The 17,687-nt window shown below is 58.8% G+C and carries 12 protein-coding genes; 9 read left to right on the top strand and 3 right to left on the bottom strand.

Going from position 1 to position 17,687, the window contains the following annotated elements; genetic code table 11:
- The first annotated feature begins 340 nt into the window (after positions 1 to 340).
- Genes ACXYN8_RS01530 through ACXYN8_RS01520 form a run of 3 tightly spaced genes read left to right on the top strand, consistent with a single transcriptional unit; the run spans position 341 to position 5,818 of the window.
- Positions 341 to 1,774 carry an SEC-C metal-binding domain-containing protein gene (locus ACXYN8_RS01530; RefSeq protein WP_213177241.1) on the top strand — a complete coding sequence of 478 codons (1,434 nt, stop codon included), beginning with the start codon at positions 341 to 343 and terminating at the stop codon, positions 1,772 to 1,774.
- Positions 1,771 to 2,571 (top strand): hypothetical protein, encoded by an 801-nt coding sequence (locus ACXYN8_RS01525; protein WP_458887514.1) that lies wholly within the window; start codon positions 1,771 to 1,773, stop codon positions 2,569 to 2,571. Before ACXYN8_RS01530 ends, ACXYN8_RS01525 begins: the two co-directional genes overlap by 4 nt.
- The gene (locus ACXYN8_RS01520) at positions 2,558 to 5,818 is read left to right on the top strand and encodes a DEAD/DEAH box helicase (protein WP_213177243.1); all 3,261 of its coding nucleotides are present in this window, start codon (positions 2,558 to 2,560) and stop codon (positions 5,816 to 5,818) included. The genes ACXYN8_RS01525 and ACXYN8_RS01520 overlap by 14 nt, the downstream gene beginning before the upstream one ends.
- A gap of 68 nt (positions 5,819 to 5,886) precedes the next feature.
- On the opposite strand, the gene mobF is transcribed toward ACXYN8_RS01520, so the two are convergent.
- The 3 genes from mobF to ACXYN8_RS01505 all read right to left on the bottom strand — a co-directional run bounded on the left by mobF (position 5,887) and on the right by ACXYN8_RS01505 (position 9,948).
- The gene (gene mobF, locus ACXYN8_RS01515) at positions 5,887 to 8,826 is read right to left on the bottom strand and encodes a MobF family relaxase (RefSeq protein ID WP_458887513.1); all 2,940 of its coding nucleotides are present in this window, start codon (positions 8,824 to 8,826) and stop codon (positions 5,887 to 5,889) included.
- Between the two features lie 3 nt (positions 8,827 to 8,829).
- Complete coding sequence (locus ACXYN8_RS01510) at positions 8,830 to 9,060, bottom strand: hypothetical protein (RefSeq protein WP_063612448.1); 231 nt, start codon at positions 9,058 to 9,060, stop codon at positions 8,830 to 8,832.
- Positions 9,061 to 9,594: 534 nt separating this feature from the next.
- Complete coding sequence (locus ACXYN8_RS01505; protein ID WP_458887512.1) at positions 9,595 to 9,948, bottom strand: single-stranded DNA-binding protein; 354 nt, start codon at positions 9,946 to 9,948, stop codon at positions 9,595 to 9,597.
- 353 nt (positions 9,949 to 10,301) lie between these two features.
- Here ACXYN8_RS01505 and ACXYN8_RS01500 point away from each other — a divergent pair, with 353 nt between their 5' ends.
- From ACXYN8_RS01500 to ACXYN8_RS01475, 6 genes are all read left to right on the top strand, one after another.
- Positions 10,302 to 13,073: a class I SAM-dependent DNA methyltransferase gene (locus ACXYN8_RS01500; RefSeq protein ID WP_458887511.1), complete on the top strand. Its 2,772-nt coding sequence runs from the start codon at positions 10,302 to 10,304 to the stop codon at positions 13,071 to 13,073.
- A gap of 36 nt (positions 13,074 to 13,109) precedes the next feature.
- Positions 13,110 to 13,691 (top strand): hypothetical protein, encoded by a 582-nt coding sequence (locus tag ACXYN8_RS01495; protein WP_458887509.1) that lies wholly within the window; start codon positions 13,110 to 13,112, stop codon positions 13,689 to 13,691.
- A 98-nt stretch (positions 13,692 to 13,789) separates the two neighbouring features.
- Positions 13,790 to 14,101, top strand: coding sequence for a type II toxin-antitoxin system RelB/DinJ family antitoxin (locus ACXYN8_RS01490; protein WP_458887508.1), 312 nt, complete (start codon positions 13,790 to 13,792; stop codon positions 14,099 to 14,101).
- Positions 14,098 to 14,424 (top strand): type II toxin-antitoxin system YafQ family toxin, encoded by a 327-nt coding sequence (locus ACXYN8_RS01485; protein ID WP_142787205.1) that lies wholly within the window; start codon positions 14,098 to 14,100, stop codon positions 14,422 to 14,424. Before ACXYN8_RS01490 ends, ACXYN8_RS01485 begins: the two co-directional genes overlap by 4 nt.
- On the top strand, positions 14,421 to 16,484 hold the full coding sequence (locus tag ACXYN8_RS01480; protein WP_458887507.1) for a DEAD/DEAH box helicase: 2,064 nt from the start codon (positions 14,421 to 14,423) through the stop codon (positions 16,482 to 16,484). Before ACXYN8_RS01485 ends, ACXYN8_RS01480 begins: the two co-directional genes overlap by 4 nt.
- Positions 16,477 to 17,676 (top strand): GIY-YIG nuclease family protein, encoded by a 1,200-nt coding sequence (locus ACXYN8_RS01475; RefSeq protein ID WP_213176993.1) that lies wholly within the window; start codon positions 16,477 to 16,479, stop codon positions 17,674 to 17,676. The genes ACXYN8_RS01480 and ACXYN8_RS01475 overlap by 8 nt, the downstream gene beginning before the upstream one ends.
- Positions 17,677 to 17,687 lie beyond the last annotated feature (11 nt).

The raw sequence follows: 17,687 nt of genomic DNA, 5'->3' as shown, positions 1-17,687 counted from the left end.
TGGCGGCTTTGCGCCCCAATTTCGGTCATTAAAGTTCCGACGCTAATTGTCTGAAAGCAGCCGTTGGCACATGCGCAAAAAAAATCAAAACACTGCCCGAAAGTGCAGGGAGTACCTCGGATTTGCCGATCAGCTCAAGCCGCCCGTCGGTCATCCCTAGGTTAAGTTGATTTCAAATGATCTGCCGAAATAGAATTTGAACTCACACAAGCCGTTCGGAAATCTTTCTTGTTCGGCGAGCCTCTGCTAAGTATTTGGCGAGCAAGCTTTTGGCCAAAATGAAGCGGGACGTTGCACCGATCATGCAATCGAAATTTTTGCGACCAACAGCGACAAGAACATGAAATCCGCGACGTCTCGTCCATTAGCGTATCCGCGCCGCAATGACGCATGCCTTTGCGGATCGGGAAAGCAATTCCGCCAGTGCTGCCGCGACCATTTGCCCGGATTTGCCATGGGAGAAGCGTGGCGCGAACCTGCGCGTAATAAGCAATGGCCTAAGGTACTTCGCGCCATTCGCGCAGACCTCACGCAATATACGATCTACCACCGCACCAATACGGTGCCATTGATGCGACGGCTGCCGCCAGAGGGAATTGCAATCCTCAGCATCGACATTGAGGCGCTACACGAGTCCGTCGAGCAGCTCACTGGTATATACGGACGCCTCAGCCGGTTGGCAGAGTTGCCTCAAGTGTTCGAACGATTGCGTGCCAACATCGACGATCCACGCTGGCAGCGAAAGCTGACTTACCACCAGGCGATGGTGGCACACCTTCTCGACGACGCCGCGGGGGCTAGGCGAGAATTGGCCAAGCTGGGGCTGATCACGGCGCAGGAAGCAGACCTCGATGTTCTCCAGCTCCACATCGACATCAATGGGGATACGATCCCGCTCGTCGAAAAGCTGCGCCTTTATGATCGTGTCCTCGAGCTGACGACATCGCGAAGAGACCGCATCCAATACGCGGCGGCGAAGGGTGTGGAATTGACGTTGGCAGGCGACACCGCCGGCGCGATTGCGGTCTGCGATGAATCGCTCAACGCCGCGCGGGAATCCGAAGAAGAACGACCGTTCGGGCCTGACACGCAATTGTGGTTCTGCAAGCTGCTGGAAGTGGCCGGCATCGCGAAACACCATCGAGCTTATTTTGACGATGCGTCCGAACGGCTGCGGGCACTCGTTGAGCTGACAGATCACTGGACGCCCGCCGGCCTCGGTCACGTCAATCGTTGTCTCGGTGACGTTCTCCGCTTAGCCGGGCAATGGGAAGACGGTGCTGCTGCCTATTCTGCGGGATATGATTTGGACGGCGACCCTGCCTGCCGCATCTTCGAGGCGAGCTGCCGGCTGATGCAGCGCCGCGCGATTGATGCGCTCGAGATCATCGAATCCGTCGATTTCGAGACTCTGGAGGTGCCGGAACGCGCAGACTACGCAATCGCTTATGCGGCCATCGCTATCGCCCTGCGCGACAGAGCAAGGCTCGACGATGCCGCCGCCAAGCTCAAGGCGATCTCTCCAGTTCGGCAATACTTCGCTCATGAGAACGTCAGGTATCAACTCGCGATTGAACGAGCACGGGCCGCGATTTCGGCCGGTACGCCAGTGCCAAAATCAAGCCGCCTTCTCGACTGGATCAGCTCGATGTCGCGCTGGTTCATGGTTCAGCCCAACATCGCCGGGATCGGCCTCAACCTGAATAACATGGTCGATGACGCGATCGCCGCCCGCCGCGGGAAACGGCCTACCGACGAAGAGGGCAGCGAGTGACCCTTGTCTTAGAACCCACAGCCATATTGCCGCAGTGCTTGGGGTCGGTCTGGACTGTCGCCGATCCGGACGAGCTGGCCGAGGTTTGTGCGCAAATCCTCATAGGCCGCGCACTTCACGCCGCGATGATTCTCGACGGCGTCCATCCGGCAGGCACGCCTCCGATCGTTAGCGCGGCTTTAAAGGAAAAGCTCCGCCTGGAACTGCATCCCCAAACCGATCCAAAGATCTGGCATCGAGACGGCCTCTTGTTCGAAATCATTAGCTGGGTCGCTGCCCGCTTGACCGCGACTGTTGACGACGCAATTTCTGATCCGCACCTGAAGGCGACCAACCAAGGTACCGACTGCGTCAAGGTGACGATCGATCCGGGGACGCGGACGCTTACACGAGCAACCGTCTATGAGTACAAATGCACGACCAATTGGCGGCAGCTGTTCTCGCAGGACGTCCTCGCGGCTTTTCGGGAATATGTTTCGGGAGAGCGCGACAACCAACTCGCGCAGGCAGCGATCACACTTTTGATTGGCTTGGGCTTCACACCCCAAGAACGCAACGTAGCCTACGATGAGCTGATCCGAACGCGACCGCTCGCATTCCAGGCTTCGTTAACCGTTGCGCCAAGCGGCTTCACTGCCGAGCAGCGCCTTGCTCTTTTTTCGGGCTATGACACGATTGCCGGCGATGTCACCACGCGCGGCGGCGATACTATGCCGCTCGACGACGTGCGCGCATGGTTCGAAGATTTCTCTGGACGGGTTTGGGCAAGAATCGAGGCGTTCGATGTTCGACGCTGAAACTGCGGCGCTCATCCGATCGGCACCGCCTTTGCGCGGTATCGACCCGCAAATCCTGCCACAAGAACTCACTAGTATTTACGCCGAGCTTGCCGGCCTGCGCCTTCGCGCGGCGCAACTTGCCGACGCGCCGGATTATATTGCCCAGATCGAACGTCTCTCGCGTATTGCGGCAGTCTACGAAGCACAAGTCGATGACACCGTCGACGGCGAAGCACGCCGGGCCGCAGCTTTTGTCGCCGGCACGGCCTATCAGATTCTCGGACGCGTATTGCCTGCGATACCTGACCGCACCACGTTCCTAAGTGCGGCGGCAATCCATCCGCGGATTGCCGCGCCGCTGCTGTTTCTGATCGCCGAGCAAAGCCCAGATGCGCGTGAGGCGACGCGCGGGCTCACTGGCGACCGCCTCGAAGACATTCACCGCGGGGCCCTGCTCGAGAGCATCCAGGATTTGGCGCAAGAGAGGTTCACCGCGATCCTCGAGCGCGCGGAACGCTTGGCGCGCCTACAGCCTTCTCCGGGCGAAGGCCTCACCGAACAGGCGACACAGGGTCTCTATGGCCTCTGCTGGGCCGGCCTCGTCCATCTGGTCGCACGCCTTCTCGCCCAAGTACCGCCCGTTCTGGCATATCCACTCCTGGACACCCCACAGGCCTTGTTCGATCGCGTCACGCAACTGGCCGTCGCCAACTTCGAAGCACCTGGGCCCGGTGCCCGCCTCGTCTCAGCTTATGCCGGCCCACGTCATCTTGCACGATTGCTCCGGCATGTTGCCGATGGCCTAGAGGGAGCCGGCATAGCCAATCTACCGGCGCCTGTCGGAGCGGCCGAACCGGCCTGGCGGCGCTGGCTGCGCCACCGCGCTCTGACAAAGCCTACGCTTTGGCCCAATCATCGCCAAGCCATTGCGACTGGATTTCTCGACGCCGGCACCTCCGGTGTCCTAGTTCTGCCCACCGGGGCTGGGAAGACGACCCTATCCGAATTGAAAATTGCCGCGACGCTAAGTGCCGGCCGGAAGGTAATCTTCCTTGTTCCCACGTTGGCACTCGTCGATCAGCTACGCGACGACCTTGCCGAAAGCTTCCCTAAGAGCCTCGCCAATTACGAGATTTCAGCCGATGGAGATCTCGTCGCGTTTATCTCCGGTCCTGAACTTGGCGCGATCGAGGTGATGACGCCGGAGCGTCTACTCGCAGTTCTTAGCTTTGCCGATGCGGACGTCACTGAACTAGGCCTAATCGTCTTTGATGAATGCCACCTCCTAAGCCCAACAGGCGGAGGCGCGCGGAGCGTCGACGCGATGCTTTGTCTCCTTCATGCCCTCCGGCGAGCGCCCGATGCCGACTATTTGCTGCTGTCAGCGATGCTGCAAAACGCCCCTGATGTCGCGGAGTGGCTCGGCCAGCTCACTGGCCGTCCTTGCATCAGCTTTCTCGACCCGTGGAAGCCTAGCCGACAGGCTCGCGGCGTCGTTACCTATTCGGAAAACCAGCTGACCAGGGCGAATCAGGTCGTCCGAGCTGCAAATTTCGCCAAGCGCAACGGACAGCCTGCGAACAAGCCACCGCTTGAGTTGGTGCCATTCGCCCTCTTCGGGCTGCACAACGCCTGGGCGCGCAACGCACCTGCCGATCGCCGCATTGTTCGACTTTCTGACGGCAACGTGCGGTTGAACTACGGCGTCGGCGGAGCAACTCCAAACTCCAACGAAGTCGGTGGTTCCTTCGCCGCTAGTGCCGCTCGCGCAGGATTGAAGACAATCATGTTTGTCAATCAGGCCGATCACGCTCCCAGCACCGCGCGACGAATCAGAGCTGGCCTCCAACCTGTTGGCGCACTTACAGAATTTGAGAACAATCTCTGGACCGAGATCATCGCCGAGCTCGGTGGGCCGCAGCACTCGCTGCTGGATCCCACTGCGCCCGCGCTACCCCACAATGGTGACATGATTGCTATCGAGCGACGTATGGCTGAGTCGCTTTTTCGGCGACGCGACGGCGCAAGCATTATCGTTGCGACGCCGACGCTCGCCCAAGGTATGAACTTGCCGGCTGAGGTCGCCATCCTGGCAGGGACAATGCGCCATGACGAAGATGGGCGCGAGCCACTCAAAGGCCACGAGATTCTTAATGCTGCCGGTCGCGCAGGCCGCGCGGGCCACCTCGCCAACGGGACAGTCCTGCTGATTCCAGAGCCGCCGGTCGCCTTTGACGCGAATTGGGTTCCGACCGGCGCGGCGTTCGATATGCTCGGAAAGGTGCTGCCTACAAACGACCAATGCGTCATGATCGACGACCCTCTGACGTCCTTGCTCGACCGCATCCAGCTCGGCGACGTTGATTCCCCAGATGTACGCTACTTTTTGAGCCGCTTGCGCGCTGGCGACGGCGAGGAGCAGGATGTCGATCGCCCGATCCAAATGATGAGCCGTTCGTTCGCAGCCTTTCAGGCACGAAGGGCCGGCAATGAGGCGGCTTTTGATGCCAAGATCGCTTCGCTAAGGGGAGCGCTTGACGCCGATGCCCAAGCAGCCGAGGTTGTGACGGTGAAGGTCGCCGCATTCAGCGGCATGCAGCTCGAACCTCTGACGGCGCTCACCACACGCATTACGGCAGAGATTGACGATCTGCCGACATCGATCATCGATTGGTGCGATTGGCTAGTCGATTTCATGATCGCCGACCGGCGTAGCTACGCGTTGCTCTTCGGCCGCGATGTTGAGACGGTCAAGGCGGTCACGCGCGGCCGGAAGACCGGGGGAGATAGCACCGACGCTGAGATAGGATTGTTGAAGCCGGCTCTGCGAGCTTGGCTGAGTGGTGCTCCGTTCGCCACCATTGAGGCTGCACTTGGCGTCATGCCCGCCCAGATCAGGACCTGCAAACGGTCCCGGGACTTCGTGCTGCGGCTAATGAATCGGAGGTTCTACATGATTGCGGGAGCGCTCACCGCGCTCGTCCAACATGCACTTGACGAGGCCGGCAAGGTTTCAGCTAATCCCGCGGTCCTGGAAATCCTTGCGATCGCTATTCGCAAGGGTCTCGATTCGCCGGAAAAGGTCGCGTTCGCCCATCGATCGCCCTCGATCCGCTCGCGCGTACTCACCCATCGCGCTTATGCCGAACAGGTTCCCGGTCGCCAGGACCAGTTAGGCGCTGATTTTCAGACGATTCTTCGGTCGATTGACGCCCATTTAGCCTTCGGCAGATTTCAGGCTGGTGAGCGCGCTCCGGAACCTTGAATGGCGGCATCAGCCAGATCGTCGCCAATAGCCGCCATTCAGCTAGCGGCCCAATTCCAGTCAAACCATCAAAGGCCAATATCGAACGGTTTGACCCGCTCCTTGGCTAGCTCGGGAGCCTTCTCGGGTTCAGCCTGTCGATCAGAGTTAGTCGCTTGGATTTGACCCAGCCTGAATCCCTTCGCCGCCGATATGCCAAGTCGCTCGGTGATTTCAGCGGCTGATGTCTTCTCGCCCAGATTGGTCGCAATCCCTCGCCCAACTTTGTCTCGGTTGTCGACAATCAGCGTGAGCTCGTCTCGCAGGCGCGTGATCGTGACGAGGAAATTGCGCTGCGAGAGCAGTCGCCGCTCGCGACTGTCGAGCACGGCGATGCCCTTATCTGCCGTGAGGCCCTGCGCCATGTGAGCGTTGAGCGCGTAGGCGAGGTCGATCCGCTTCAACATCGGGTCATTCGGCTTCAGCTTATGCTCCATGCCGCTGGAGCTGGTGACGGTCACCCCATCCTGATCGATCGCGGTCACGGTTGCGCGGTCTGCATTTATCATTCCGCGCTGGTGATCGCTCGCAGTCCATCTGATCGCGTCTCCGGTGTACAGATCGAGATCCTTCTTCTCGAACAGCTGCAATGTTTGGTCGCTGCCCTTCGCCGACAACCTCGCTGGCACGAAGCGGCGCAAATGCCCCCGCTCATCGCGAAGCGTAACAACGCCCTTCTCAGTATCGACGGCGGCGATCTCATGGCTTCCGCGCCCAAGCCTATGGCGCGATTGGCGGCTTGCCACTTCAAGCATCATGCCCGGTTGATAGTTGCGCGCGTAGCGCAATTCCTCGCGTGTCGCATTCACACGGGTCAGAACCGCAAGCCTTGCGCTTGCTGGTCCGATTTCGCCATTGGCGGCGAGCCCGGTTTGAACGGCGGCATTTATCTCGGAGCGCAACCGACGACCTGCCGCGAAGATCGATGTGCGTTCGCGCTCGGCAGGCGGAAGGGACAGCCAGCGTTCCGCCGCGACGATTGCGCTGTCCTCCTGGACCTCGACGATATGATCCTTGAGATGTTCGAGTGCATCGCTGGTTCTGCCCGACTGGGCCGCCTGCTGCGCCCTCTTCAATGTATCTGAGCGCGCACGAAGATTGTGATCCATGCGCGCCGTTTCGGCCCCGACGCGCTGCGCAAGAGCGAAGGGCTTGCCCGCTTCGACAGCCCCTAACTGTTTTTCGTCGCCCATGAGAACGAGGCGATCGACTTTGAGCAGATTGGCAAGACGGATTAGGCGGTCCTGGTCGCGGGTAGAAACCATTGAGGCTTCGTCGAGAACGAGAACAGTGTCGCGATAATCTTCGCGCGCAGCGGCGATCTCGGCTTTGCCTGCCGAGCCATCAAGGAGCTTACGATTCTGTCCAAGAAAGCGGTGCAAGGTCATCGACGGAATGCCCGTATCCTTCTCCAGCATGCGCACCAGTGTGTTCTGGACCCCGAGACCGATGACCCTCTTGCCATGCTCTTCCAGAAGCTGATTAAGTGGGCGCAACATACTTGATTTGCCCGCTCCTGCCACACCCTGGACGGCTACGACGCGATTGCTCGAAGACAGGATCAATCGGCCTGCTGCCTCCTGGCCGGCGTTTAGCTTCATGCCGTAGTTGATAGCCGCCGAAGCTTGCAGATACGGTCCTGCGGTCTGCGCGTCGAGGATAGGATGAGCTGCGCCGTTGCCCTTCTCGATCTCGGCCAACATGCGAGTCTCCAGCGCCAACGCATTGGATGTGGTCAACCACCCTTTTTGCGAGCCTCGCCCGCGTAACAGCGCGCCCTGCTTCGCGAGTTGCCCAATGCGTTTTTCGACTGACTTCATCGTCGTCGGCAACCCGAAATCGAGCGCAGCCTTGGCGAGATCGGTGGCCTTAAAGGCCGCCTCCCGCTCGGACAAATGCCGCACCGCCGATGCAACCGCGTGGGCCGTCGCAATATCTTCCCGGCCTTTCATATGAAGCCGCTTGGGAATGAGCGGATCGCCCTCCTTGATGCCCATTTTCTCGGCAACGCTGGCGATCATTGCCTTGCCCCGTTCAAGTAAAGTGGGGCGATCATTTGCCCGCTTCATTGCCGCAACAGTCAACTCGTGTGAACGCAGCTTCGCGTCGCGCACCATGCCTTCAAGGTCGAGCCTCTGATCCCAAGCCTGTCCTTCCCATTGGGCCATCAAGGCACCGCGATCGACATCGCTTTGTTTGGCCTGCCGGGTCGCCAGCGTCGCCACCAGACCAGCCTCGAGCCCGCCGCCGCGTCGGGCTTCGAGCACCTCCTGCCGTCGCGTCGAGAAGGCCATCACCGCGTTACGGTCGATGCCCTTGGCTTCGAAATTGCCATGCTTTCCGAATGCGCCGATCCAGTAGCCAAGCTTCTCTACCTCGATTCGGAAGCGCGCCATTGTCATGGCATTGAGCAAGGTATTGTGCTGCCACAGCTTGTCGTTACGCAGCGCTCTCCACTTGCCGTCCTTGTCCTGCGTCATGTTGGCGACGACGGCGTGGAAGTGCAGGTTCGGTTCCTGATTGCGATTGGTGTCGTGCTGGAACAGCGCGACGGTCAGGTTGTCGCTGGCATGAAGTCGCTCTTTGCCACCCTTCTCGGTGCGATACTGGGCCGCATTCTTCTCCGCCCATTGGAGGGTTTCGACGACCGCCGAACGGTACGCGTCGATGATCCGTTGATCCTTGCCGACGAGCGCCAGAAGCGACCAGCTTTTGGGCAGCGAAAAGGTCAGGTCTGTCCCGGCGCGGTGATACTGCCCCTGGTGCCCGATCCGTTCGCCAGTGGGCAGTTCGCCGCGCAGAATCGCCTCAAACGCTTTGGCATCAACCGTGCCTGTAAGACCCAACCTTTCGGCACCCTTACCGCCCCAGATGCCGGACCGATCAGCGTCTGCCTTGGTGTAGTAATTGTCGTTGGCGAAGTAGTTCGCAGCACCGCCTGCAGAGCGCACATTGGCAACCGAAAGCATCGCTCAGCGCCCAGCACGCGTGGCTGCCTTGCGTTCGCGATATTCGCGAATGCGTCGTTGGTAAGCGACCACCACGCGGTCCCGCAGTTCCTTATCCTTGTGCGTGCGAAGCCACCCATCAAGGGCGATCTTGGTGAACAGCAGATCGGCCAGAACCTGATCGCGGAACGCCTCGTCCTGGGGCTGCTCCAGAGCCTCGATGACTGTGAGTTTCAGCCACTGGCTGACGCTCATATGCGCTGCATCAGCAGCGGCTTTAACAAGGGCATGAAGGTCTTCGTCGACATAGCATTGAAGGGCAAACCGCACGGCGTCACCTGACGTTTGGCCGCCCCTCCTCGGCCCATTGCCCCCTCTGGACTGACATCAGTCTACGGCAGCGATCGCCCTGTAGGAAAACGATAATTTTCAATTTTAAATTAATGCTTTAGTGGCGAGCAACTCACATGCGAGTTGCGGATCGCAGAGTGACATCAGATGACATTACTTGGCGACAACTCCCGAAATCTCAGCAAAACCCGCAGAAATCCTCGCATCCCAATTACCGGATCTCCGGGTACGGTGTGCCCTCCCATTTCCCATATTCCCCCACGTGACCAGTCATTTCGCCAGTTCGTTCTGAAGCGGTTTTCCAACCACTTCCAGAAGGATTTCCGCGCCCGCGCGGTAAAGTAGCGAACGGAAGTTAGACCAATCCCAAGCACGGCAAAAGGCCCCGCTGGATCGTGCCAGCGAGGCCTTTTTGATAGCGTCAGATTACGGTAGCGATCAGGCGGCCTTTACCGCCCCACCTTCCTTCGCCCTCGCAAGGAAATCGACCTGTTCCGCGATGATCTCGCAGCCGTAGCGGGTCTGCCCCTCGGCGTCGGTCCAGCGGCTATAGTGGATGCGGCCTGTTACCATGATCATGGCACCCTTCGCGACATGCTCGGCGACGCATTTCCCGATGCCGTTGAAACAGGTGACCCGGTGCCATTCGGTCTCGGTCTGGCGGTTGCCTTCGCTGTCCTTGAAGCTGCGCGTGGTGGCGAGCGACAGGCTGGTGATCGTGGCGCTGCCGGAAGTTTCGCGGACTTCGGGAGTGTTGCCGACAAAGCCAACCAGTGTGACGGTGTTCTTCATTGTTCGTGTCCTTTCGAGGCATTCGATCCGTCCAAGGGGCCATCCCTTTGACTGAGCCCCGATGAGGCCGGGCACGGGCAGGACTGCACCGAGCGTATGCGAGGGGAACCCCGCCGATCGGAGTGGTGCGGGCAGCCGCGCGAAGCGTGGCAACACGGTCCGAATGGGCGCGGGTTGCAGCGCCTGTCCGGGTTCGGTCAGGGGCGTGATCAGGTCATGAAAAGGGGGTGGTTCTAGAGGGTCGGAAGAACTCTGGGAGCCGAACACGAGGCACCGCATCCACTGCCCGTTTCCCTCGGGCAAATCCCTGTCCTGTCTTGTGAATCAGCCGCCTCTCGGCCAAGTATCGCACCATGAATGCTGTTGAGATCGAAGAAGCAATTTCAGAACTGGCCGCCCAGCCATTTGACCGGGCGGAGTTTCCATTCGCGTTTCTCGAAGCCTTCGGGCGCAAGGCGAACACGCTGAAGCAATTGCGGGCCGGGACAACGAATGCCTCTGACCTTCCCAGCGGCGTCCTCCAGCGCAACAACATCCACATCGCCACGTGCGATCCGGGCACGGTCGACGAGACGCTGAAGGCTCTGCGCGAAAGCCCCAAGACGGGCGCGGCAAAAGCCAAGTTCATCCTCGCCACGGATGGCGTCGACTTGCAGGCGGAGGATCTGGTCAACGGCGAATCCGTCGCCTGCACTTACAGCGATTTCCCGAACCACTTCGGCGCGTTCCTGCCGCTTGCGGGCATCACAACCGTCAAGCAAATCCGCGAGAACAGCTTTGACATCCGCGCCACCAGCAAGCTCAACAAGCTCTATGTCGAGCTGCTGAAAGAGAACCCGGACTGGGCCACGGCTGAGCGCCGGCCCGACATGAACCATTTCATGGCGCGGCTGATCTTCTGCTTCTTTGCGGAGGATACCGACATCTTCAACGGAGAGGGCCTGTTCACCTCCACGGTGGAGCGGTTCAGCGACCGGGAAAGCTCCAACACGCACGAGATTATCTCCAACATCTTCCGCGCGATGGACACGCCCAGGCGGCACGAAGGGAAGCTGGACGATCGCTATCGCAAGGCGGCGAACATCCCGCCCCACGCGGATGCCTTTCCCTATGTCAACGGCGCGCTGTTTTCAGGCAGTGTGGAGGTGCCACGCTTCAGCCGTATGGCGCGCAGTTACCTGCTGCATATCGGCGGGCTGAACTGGAAACAGATCAACCCCGATATTTTCGGCAGCATGATCCAGGCGGTCGCCGATGATGAGGAGCGCGGTGCGCTGGGCATGCATTACACCAGCGTGCCGAACATCCTGAAGGTGCTGAACCCGCTGTTCCTGGATGACCTGCGCCAGCAGCTGGAGGAAGCAGGCGACAATGCCCGCAAGCTGCTCAATCTGCGGGGCCGCATGGCGAAGATCAGGGTGTTCGATCCGGCCTGCGGATCGGGCAATTTCCTTGTCATCGCCTACAAGCAGATGCGCGAGATCGAGGCCGAGATAAACAAGCGGCGCGGCGAGAGTGAGCGCGACAGCGACATCCCGCTCACCAATTTTCGCGGCATCGAACTGCGCGACTTCCCGGCGGAGATTGCGCGCCTCGCGCTGATCATCGCCGAGTTCCAGTGTGACGTGCTCTATCGTGGGCAAAAGGAGGCGCTCGCCGACTTCCTGCCGCTCGATAGCAAAAACTGGATCACCTGCGGGAATGCACTTCGGATGGACTGGCTAACCATCTGTCGATCAACCGGCTCTTCAGTAAAACTTCGGGGCGATGATCTTTTCAACACGCCATTAGATCAAGCAGAGATCGATTTCGAGAACGAGGGAGGCGAGACTTACATCTGCGGCAACCCTCCTTACGTTTGGACCAATGATCAGAGCAACGAACAAAAGGACGATCTGCGCCATCTTTTTGAAGCGCACACGCGTTCTTGGAAGTCGCTAAATTATGTCTCAGGATGGTTTCTGAAGCTCGTCCAATACAACAGGGTAGCTGAGGCTACTGGTGCGTTCGTGGCGATCAACACTATTTGCCAAGGGCAGCACGCAATCCTACTTTGGCCAATCGTCCTCAAGGACGGCAATCGTATCGCCTTCGCACATACTGATTTTAAGTGGCAGAATTTAGCTGCAAACAACGCTGGCGTAACCGTGGTAATAGTCGGTTTGTCTCGGTCTACGTCAAACCAGGCAACGCTATTTTATGAGGAAGACGGGGACACAGTGGCGCTCTCGGCGTCAAAAATCGGTCCGTACTTAGTCCCCAACATAGATACGATAATACAAAAGCAAGGAGCGCAGATCTCCTCACTTGGCGAGATGCTCCGGGGGAACATGCCCTACGAGGGTGGGCATTTGCTGCTTTCAATGCAGGAAAGAGATTCGATTCTGTTAGAAAGTCCGGCGGCGAGCCCCTTCATCAGACGCATAAGTGGATCGAGCGAAATTATTGATGGGAAGCCAAAATATTGCGTTTGGATTGAGGACGCAGACCTGAAAAAGGCAATGGAAATCGAGCCGCTATCGGAGCGACTTGCGAAGGTTCGCACGTTGCGTGAAGGTAACAAAGATGATTCCATAAAAGCACTAGGCGCCACCCCGCACCGTTTCCGCGAAATGAATATCGCAGAAGCGGCGTTGGTAGCGATGCCCGCTGTTTCATCTGAGAAGCGCGACTATCTGCCGGTTGATTTGCTCGACTCCCATCACACGATTACGAACCGGGCATATGGCATCTTCGACGGTGACCTGGTTGCCTTTTCGATCCTCGCGTCGCGACTGCAGATCGTTTGGGTCGGCACCGTTTGTGGCCGTCTCGAGCGGAGATACTCGTACACAAATACGCTTGGCTGGAACACCTTCCCCACACCCAAGCTGACTGCACAACACAAAGCCGACTTGACCCGCTGCGCCGAGGACATCCTCCTCGCCCGCGAGGCGCATTTCCCCAAGACCATCGCCGAGCTCTACGATCCGGAAAAGATGCCCGAAAACCTCCGCCACGCGCACGATCGCAACGACGAAGTCCTGGAACGCATCTACATCGGCCGCCGCTTCAAAAACGACACCGAGCGCCTCGAAAAGCTCTTCGAACTCTACACCAAAATGACCAGCGCAAAGGCGGCTTAAAGCATAGCGGCATGACGCGTCGGATAGGGGGATTTGATGGATTGGTTGGCAACGGAAATCGGTAAGCTAAGTTTACTCGGCGTCTATGGGCTGATCGCAGGCGCTGTTGGCAGCCTGCTATCCAGCTACATTTTCCCGAAATGGTTGCAAAAACAGAAGTCTGAACTGGAAGTCGAGGCTGAAAAGCTGCGCTTCAAGCTAAAACGCCAGGAGCTATTGTTCGACCGTGAGCTACTGGCCGCCGAGGAATTTTTCCGGCTGCACGATAGCATTTTGGGAACCCCGCATTTTCCCGATCCCGATTGGTCAGATGCTCAAGTTATCATTGCAGACAAGTTCGGGAGTCTTGAGGATCAGATAACGAAGTTCCTCGACAAGCATGGCGTTGCGATTAGCGAGAGTACGTCCAAGTCACTCACCTCTGCGAGGCATATCGCCAACCAAGGTTCCTTCGACGTGGCTCAAGAGACTTCGGAAGGTGAATATGAGCCAGGACAATACCCCGGCAAGATCGTTCAAAAGGCTGTCGATGATTTCTGGAAGCGCATCGAGGAGGCGCGCAAGCAGATCCGCGAAGACCTTTCGAACGGGTCGATGGCCAATCCGGGCAAGGATTGACCCGGTTCCGACCTGCTGCGTCGGAGCGAGCGCAAAAGCAAAACATTGACTTTGGAGCGCGATAAGGCATATATCTCATTTGAGATACAGGAGATGGTATGAACGCTCATAGCTCGATGATTCATGTCCGGATGGACAATGATCTGAAAGACCGCGCGACCGAGGCGCTGGCGGCGATGGGCTTGTCGACCGCCGATGCCGTGCGCCTGCTGTTCCATCGCATCGCCACCGATCAGGCCTTTCCGCTTGAGCTCAAGGTTCCCAACGCGGAAACCCGCGCGGCGATGGAAGAGGCGGACGAGTTCTTCAAGAATGGCGGCACGCCCCGCTTCGACAATGCTGACGAAATGTTCGCCGAGCTCGAGGAAGGGAGCAAGGCCCTGCGCAAGGCCGGAAAACAGAAGTCTTGAAAAAAGCGGCTGCGAGCAAGCGCACCGCGCTGCCCCGGACAATTGGCTACGCAAAGTCGTTCCTGAAAGACTTCGAGCGGCTGTCGCGTTCGGGCCGATACGATATGAAAAAGCTCAAGCAGGTCATGCTGCTGCTCATCGCCAATGACGCGCCGCTCGGCCCTGAGTGGAAAGACCACGCGCTCAAGGGCGAATGGCAGGGACACCGGGAATGTCATGTCGGTGGCGATTTCCTGCTGATCTACCGCGTAGAAGACATTCCGGCACCCGGCGGCGGTATTTTCTTCACCCGCGCCGGAACACACAGTGAGCTTTTCAAATGAGCGCCAAGGATAAGATCATCCCCGCCGTATCGTTCACGACCGCCCAGACCGGCTCTTCAGCCAAGTCGGACGAGCTGGGCATGCGCCCGATGCAGGCGCAAGCTTATGAGAAGCGCGGCGAGCAATATCTGCTGATCAAGTCCCCGCCTGCCTCGGGCAAGTCGCGTGCGCTCATGTTCATCGCACTCGACAAGCTGGCGAACCAGAATGTCCGGCAGGCCATCATCTGCGTGCCCGAACGCTCGATCGGCGCGAGTTTCAGCAGCGAACCGCTGAGCAAGCACGGTTTCTTCACCGACTGGAACGTCGCCCCGCAATGGAACCTGTGCAACACGCCGGGAGCCGATGACCCCAAGGTCGCGAAGTCGAAGGTCAAGGCAGTCGGCGAATTCCTTGCGAGCGACGAAAAGGTGCTCGTCTGCACCCATGCGACATTCCGCTTCGCATTCGACGAGCTTGGCCCGGAAGCATTCGACAACCGCCTGGTAGCTATCGACGAATTCCACCACGTCTCAGCAGATGCGGGCAACCGTCTTGGCGCGCAGCTCGCGCAGTTGATCGGGCGCGACAAGGCGCATGTCGTGGCAATGACGGGCAGCTATTTCCGTGGCGATGCCATTCCCGTCCTTGCGCCGGAAGACGAAGCCAAGTTCGAGACGGTTACCTACACCTACTACCAGCAGCTCAATGGCTACGAGTATCTGAAGACGCTCGATATCGGCTACAGCTTCTACACTGGGCCGTACACCGAGAAGATTTCGGCGCTGCTCGATCCGACGGTGAAGACTATCGTCCACATCCCATCGGTCAATTCGCGCGAGAGCCTGAAAGACAAGCATCGCGAGGCCGAGGACATCATGAACCACCTCGGTGATTGGCAGGGCATCGATCCGGAAACAGGGTTCCACCTGATCAAGACGGCTGCAGGAACCGTGATCAAGGTGGCCGATCTGGTCGACGACGATCCCGCTAAACGCGATCGCGTGGCCGCAGCCCTGAAATCGCCCGATGCGCGGTCAGATCGCGACTTTGTCGATATCATCATTGCGCTGGGTATGGCGAAGGAAGGCTTCGACTGGATCTGGTGCGAACACGCGCTGACGGTCGGCTATCGCTCCAGCCTGACTGAAATCATCCAGATCATTGGCCGTGCAACCCGTGATGCGCCGGGCAAGACCCGCGCTCGCTTTACCAATCTGATCGCCGAACCGGCTGCGGACAGCCCGCTCGTAGTCGACGCGATCAACGATTACCTCAAGGCAATTGCGGCGAGCTTGCTCATGGAGCAAGTGCTCGCGCCCCGCTTCGACTTCACGCCAAAGGACGCAGGGCCGAAACCGGACTTCGACTACGGGCCGGGTGGATACAAGGAAGGTGAGACGAATTTTGGCGTGAACGATCACGGCCAGATGCATTTCGAGATCAAGGGTCTCAAACTGCCAAAGAGCGTCGAGGCGACGCGTATCTGCCGTGAGGATCTCAACGAGGTCATTGCGACCTTTGTGCAGGACAAGGCAGTCGTCGAACGCGGCGTATTCGATCCCGACGTTGTTCCAGAAGAGCTAACCCAGCTCAAGATGGGCAAGATCATTCGGGAAAAGTACCCCGAATTGAGCGAACACGATCAGGAAGCGGTCCGCCAACAGGCGGTTGCTGCGATGACTTTGACCCAGCAAGCCAAGGCTGTGCTGACAAGCGATGGTGATGGCGAAATCAAGGCAAATACCGCCTTCATCGAAGGTGTGCGCAGGTTCGCGCTCAGCGTGACGGAGCTCGACATCGATCTCATCGACCGGGTCAATCCGTTCGAGGCAACGATTGCGGTCTTGGCCAAGTCCATGGATGCAAAGACCCTGTTGCAGGTTCAGGCGGTCATCAACGCAAAGAAGGACAAGCTGACCTACGAAGATGCGCGCGCACTTGCTGAGCGTGCATTGGAATTCAAGCGGGAGCGCGGACGGCTGCCGTCGCTGACTTCTCAAGATGCGTGGGAACGCAAGATGGCTGAGGGCATCGCTTTCCTCCAACGCCACGCCACCAAAGAGGCCAGCAATGGCTGAATTGAGTGACCTCGAACTGCTGGCCGAGCTTGGTGTCGAAACAGCACCCGAGCCGGTTCGAAAGCTGACCCCGCTACAGGAACGCATCATAGCAGGATTCGAGGACATACAGCGTTTCGTCAAAGAGCATGGACGCCTCCCCAGGCATGGGGAGGATCATGACATTTTTGAGCGACTCTATGCCGTCCGCCTTGAGAAGCTTCGCGCTCTTCCCGAAGCGCAAGAACTGTTGGCGAGCATGGACCCGGACGGAATTCTGGATGCAGTCGAGCCGTTAGGGAAACCATGGGACGAACTAGACGACACTGCACTTCTGGCAGAACTTGGCATCCAACCGGGGTCGGAAGATGATATTACAAAGCTGCGGCATGTGAGTTCTCGGGCCGAGAAGAGAGCGGCTGAAGAAATCGCCAACCGTGAGAGGTGCGAGGATTTCGAAGAGTTCAAGCCGCTGTTCGAGGCAGTGCAGGTCGATCTGAAGGCCGGTAGCAGACAGGCCAAGGCGCTCGGCAATTCTGAGGTCACGCTGGCCGAAATCCAGCCGGGGAATTTCTTCATCGTCGGCGGGCAACTCGCATACATCGCCGCTTCGACCGACGCCTTTACGACTCAGTATGAGCGGGCTGATCGCCGTGTCCGAGTCATTTATGACAACGCAACCGAGGCGACGGTCCTTTCACGCTCATTCCAGAAGTCGCTCTATCGGGACGAGTCCGCCAGGCGCGTGAGCGAGCAAAGCGCAGGACCGCTTTTTGGAGACACCGCTGAGCCCGACGATCTTGAGAGCGGCACGATCTATGTACTCCGCAGCAAATCGTCGCATCCCTACGTCGACGAGCATCGCGAGCTGATCCATAAGATCGGCGTTACAGGGCAGCCGGTCCTCAGCCGGATTGCCAACGCGCGTAACGATCCGACTTTCCTGCTCGCGGATGTCGAAGTCGTGGCTGAGTACAAGCTCTTCAACATCAATCGAACCAAGCTCGAACGGCTGATCCATCGTGCGCTCGGGCCTGCCCGCCTTGATCTTTCTGCAGGCGATCGATTTGGCAAGACTGTCCAGCCGCGCGAGTGGTTCCTTGTCCCGCTTTCGATCATCAACGAATTGGTGTTGCGGATCAGTGACGGTACTGTCACGCAGCACGTTTACGATCCCGCACGGGCGGAGTTCGTTGCCCAAGATGACGCCTAACAAACGTTTGG

The sequence above is a fragment of the Altererythrobacter sp. CAU 1778 genome, assembly GCF_054482795.1.
Note: the sequence above shows the minus strand (reverse complement) of the source record. Positions and strands in the feature narration are given on the sequence as shown.

What these genes read in the sequence shown, in the direction of transcription:
- ACXYN8_RS01530 (WP_213177241.1), top strand. Translation starts at nt 341, where the DNA reads ATGAAATCCGCGACGTCTCGTCCATTAGCGTATCCGCGCCGCAATGAC.
- ACXYN8_RS01520 (WP_213177243.1), top strand. Translation starts at nt 2,558, where the DNA reads ATGTTCGACGCTGAAACTGCGGCGCTCATCCGATCGGCACCGCCTTTG.
- mobF (WP_458887513.1), bottom strand. Translation starts at nt 8,826, where the DNA reads ATGCTTTCGGTTGCCAATGTGCGCTCTGCAGGCGGTGCTGCGAACTAC.
- ACXYN8_RS01510 (WP_063612448.1), bottom strand. Translation starts at nt 9,060, where the DNA reads ATGAGCGTCAGCCAGTGGCTGAAACTCACAGTCATCGAGGCTCTGGAG.
- ACXYN8_RS01505 (WP_458887512.1), bottom strand. Translation starts at nt 9,948, where the DNA reads ATGAAGAACACCGTCACACTGGTTGGCTTTGTCGGCAACACTCCCGAA.
- ACXYN8_RS01500 (WP_458887511.1), top strand. Translation starts at nt 10,302, where the DNA reads ATGAATGCTGTTGAGATCGAAGAAGCAATTTCAGAACTGGCCGCCCAG.
- ACXYN8_RS01495 (WP_458887509.1), top strand. Translation starts at nt 13,110, where the DNA reads ATGGATTGGTTGGCAACGGAAATCGGTAAGCTAAGTTTACTCGGCGTC.
- ACXYN8_RS01490 (WP_458887508.1), top strand. Translation starts at nt 13,790, where the DNA reads ATGAACGCTCATAGCTCGATGATTCATGTCCGGATGGACAATGATCTG.
- ACXYN8_RS01480 (WP_458887507.1), top strand. Translation starts at nt 14,421, where the DNA reads ATGAGCGCCAAGGATAAGATCATCCCCGCCGTATCGTTCACGACCGCC.
- ACXYN8_RS01475 (WP_213176993.1), top strand. Translation starts at nt 16,477, where the DNA reads ATGGCTGAATTGAGTGACCTCGAACTGCTGGCCGAGCTTGGTGTCGAA.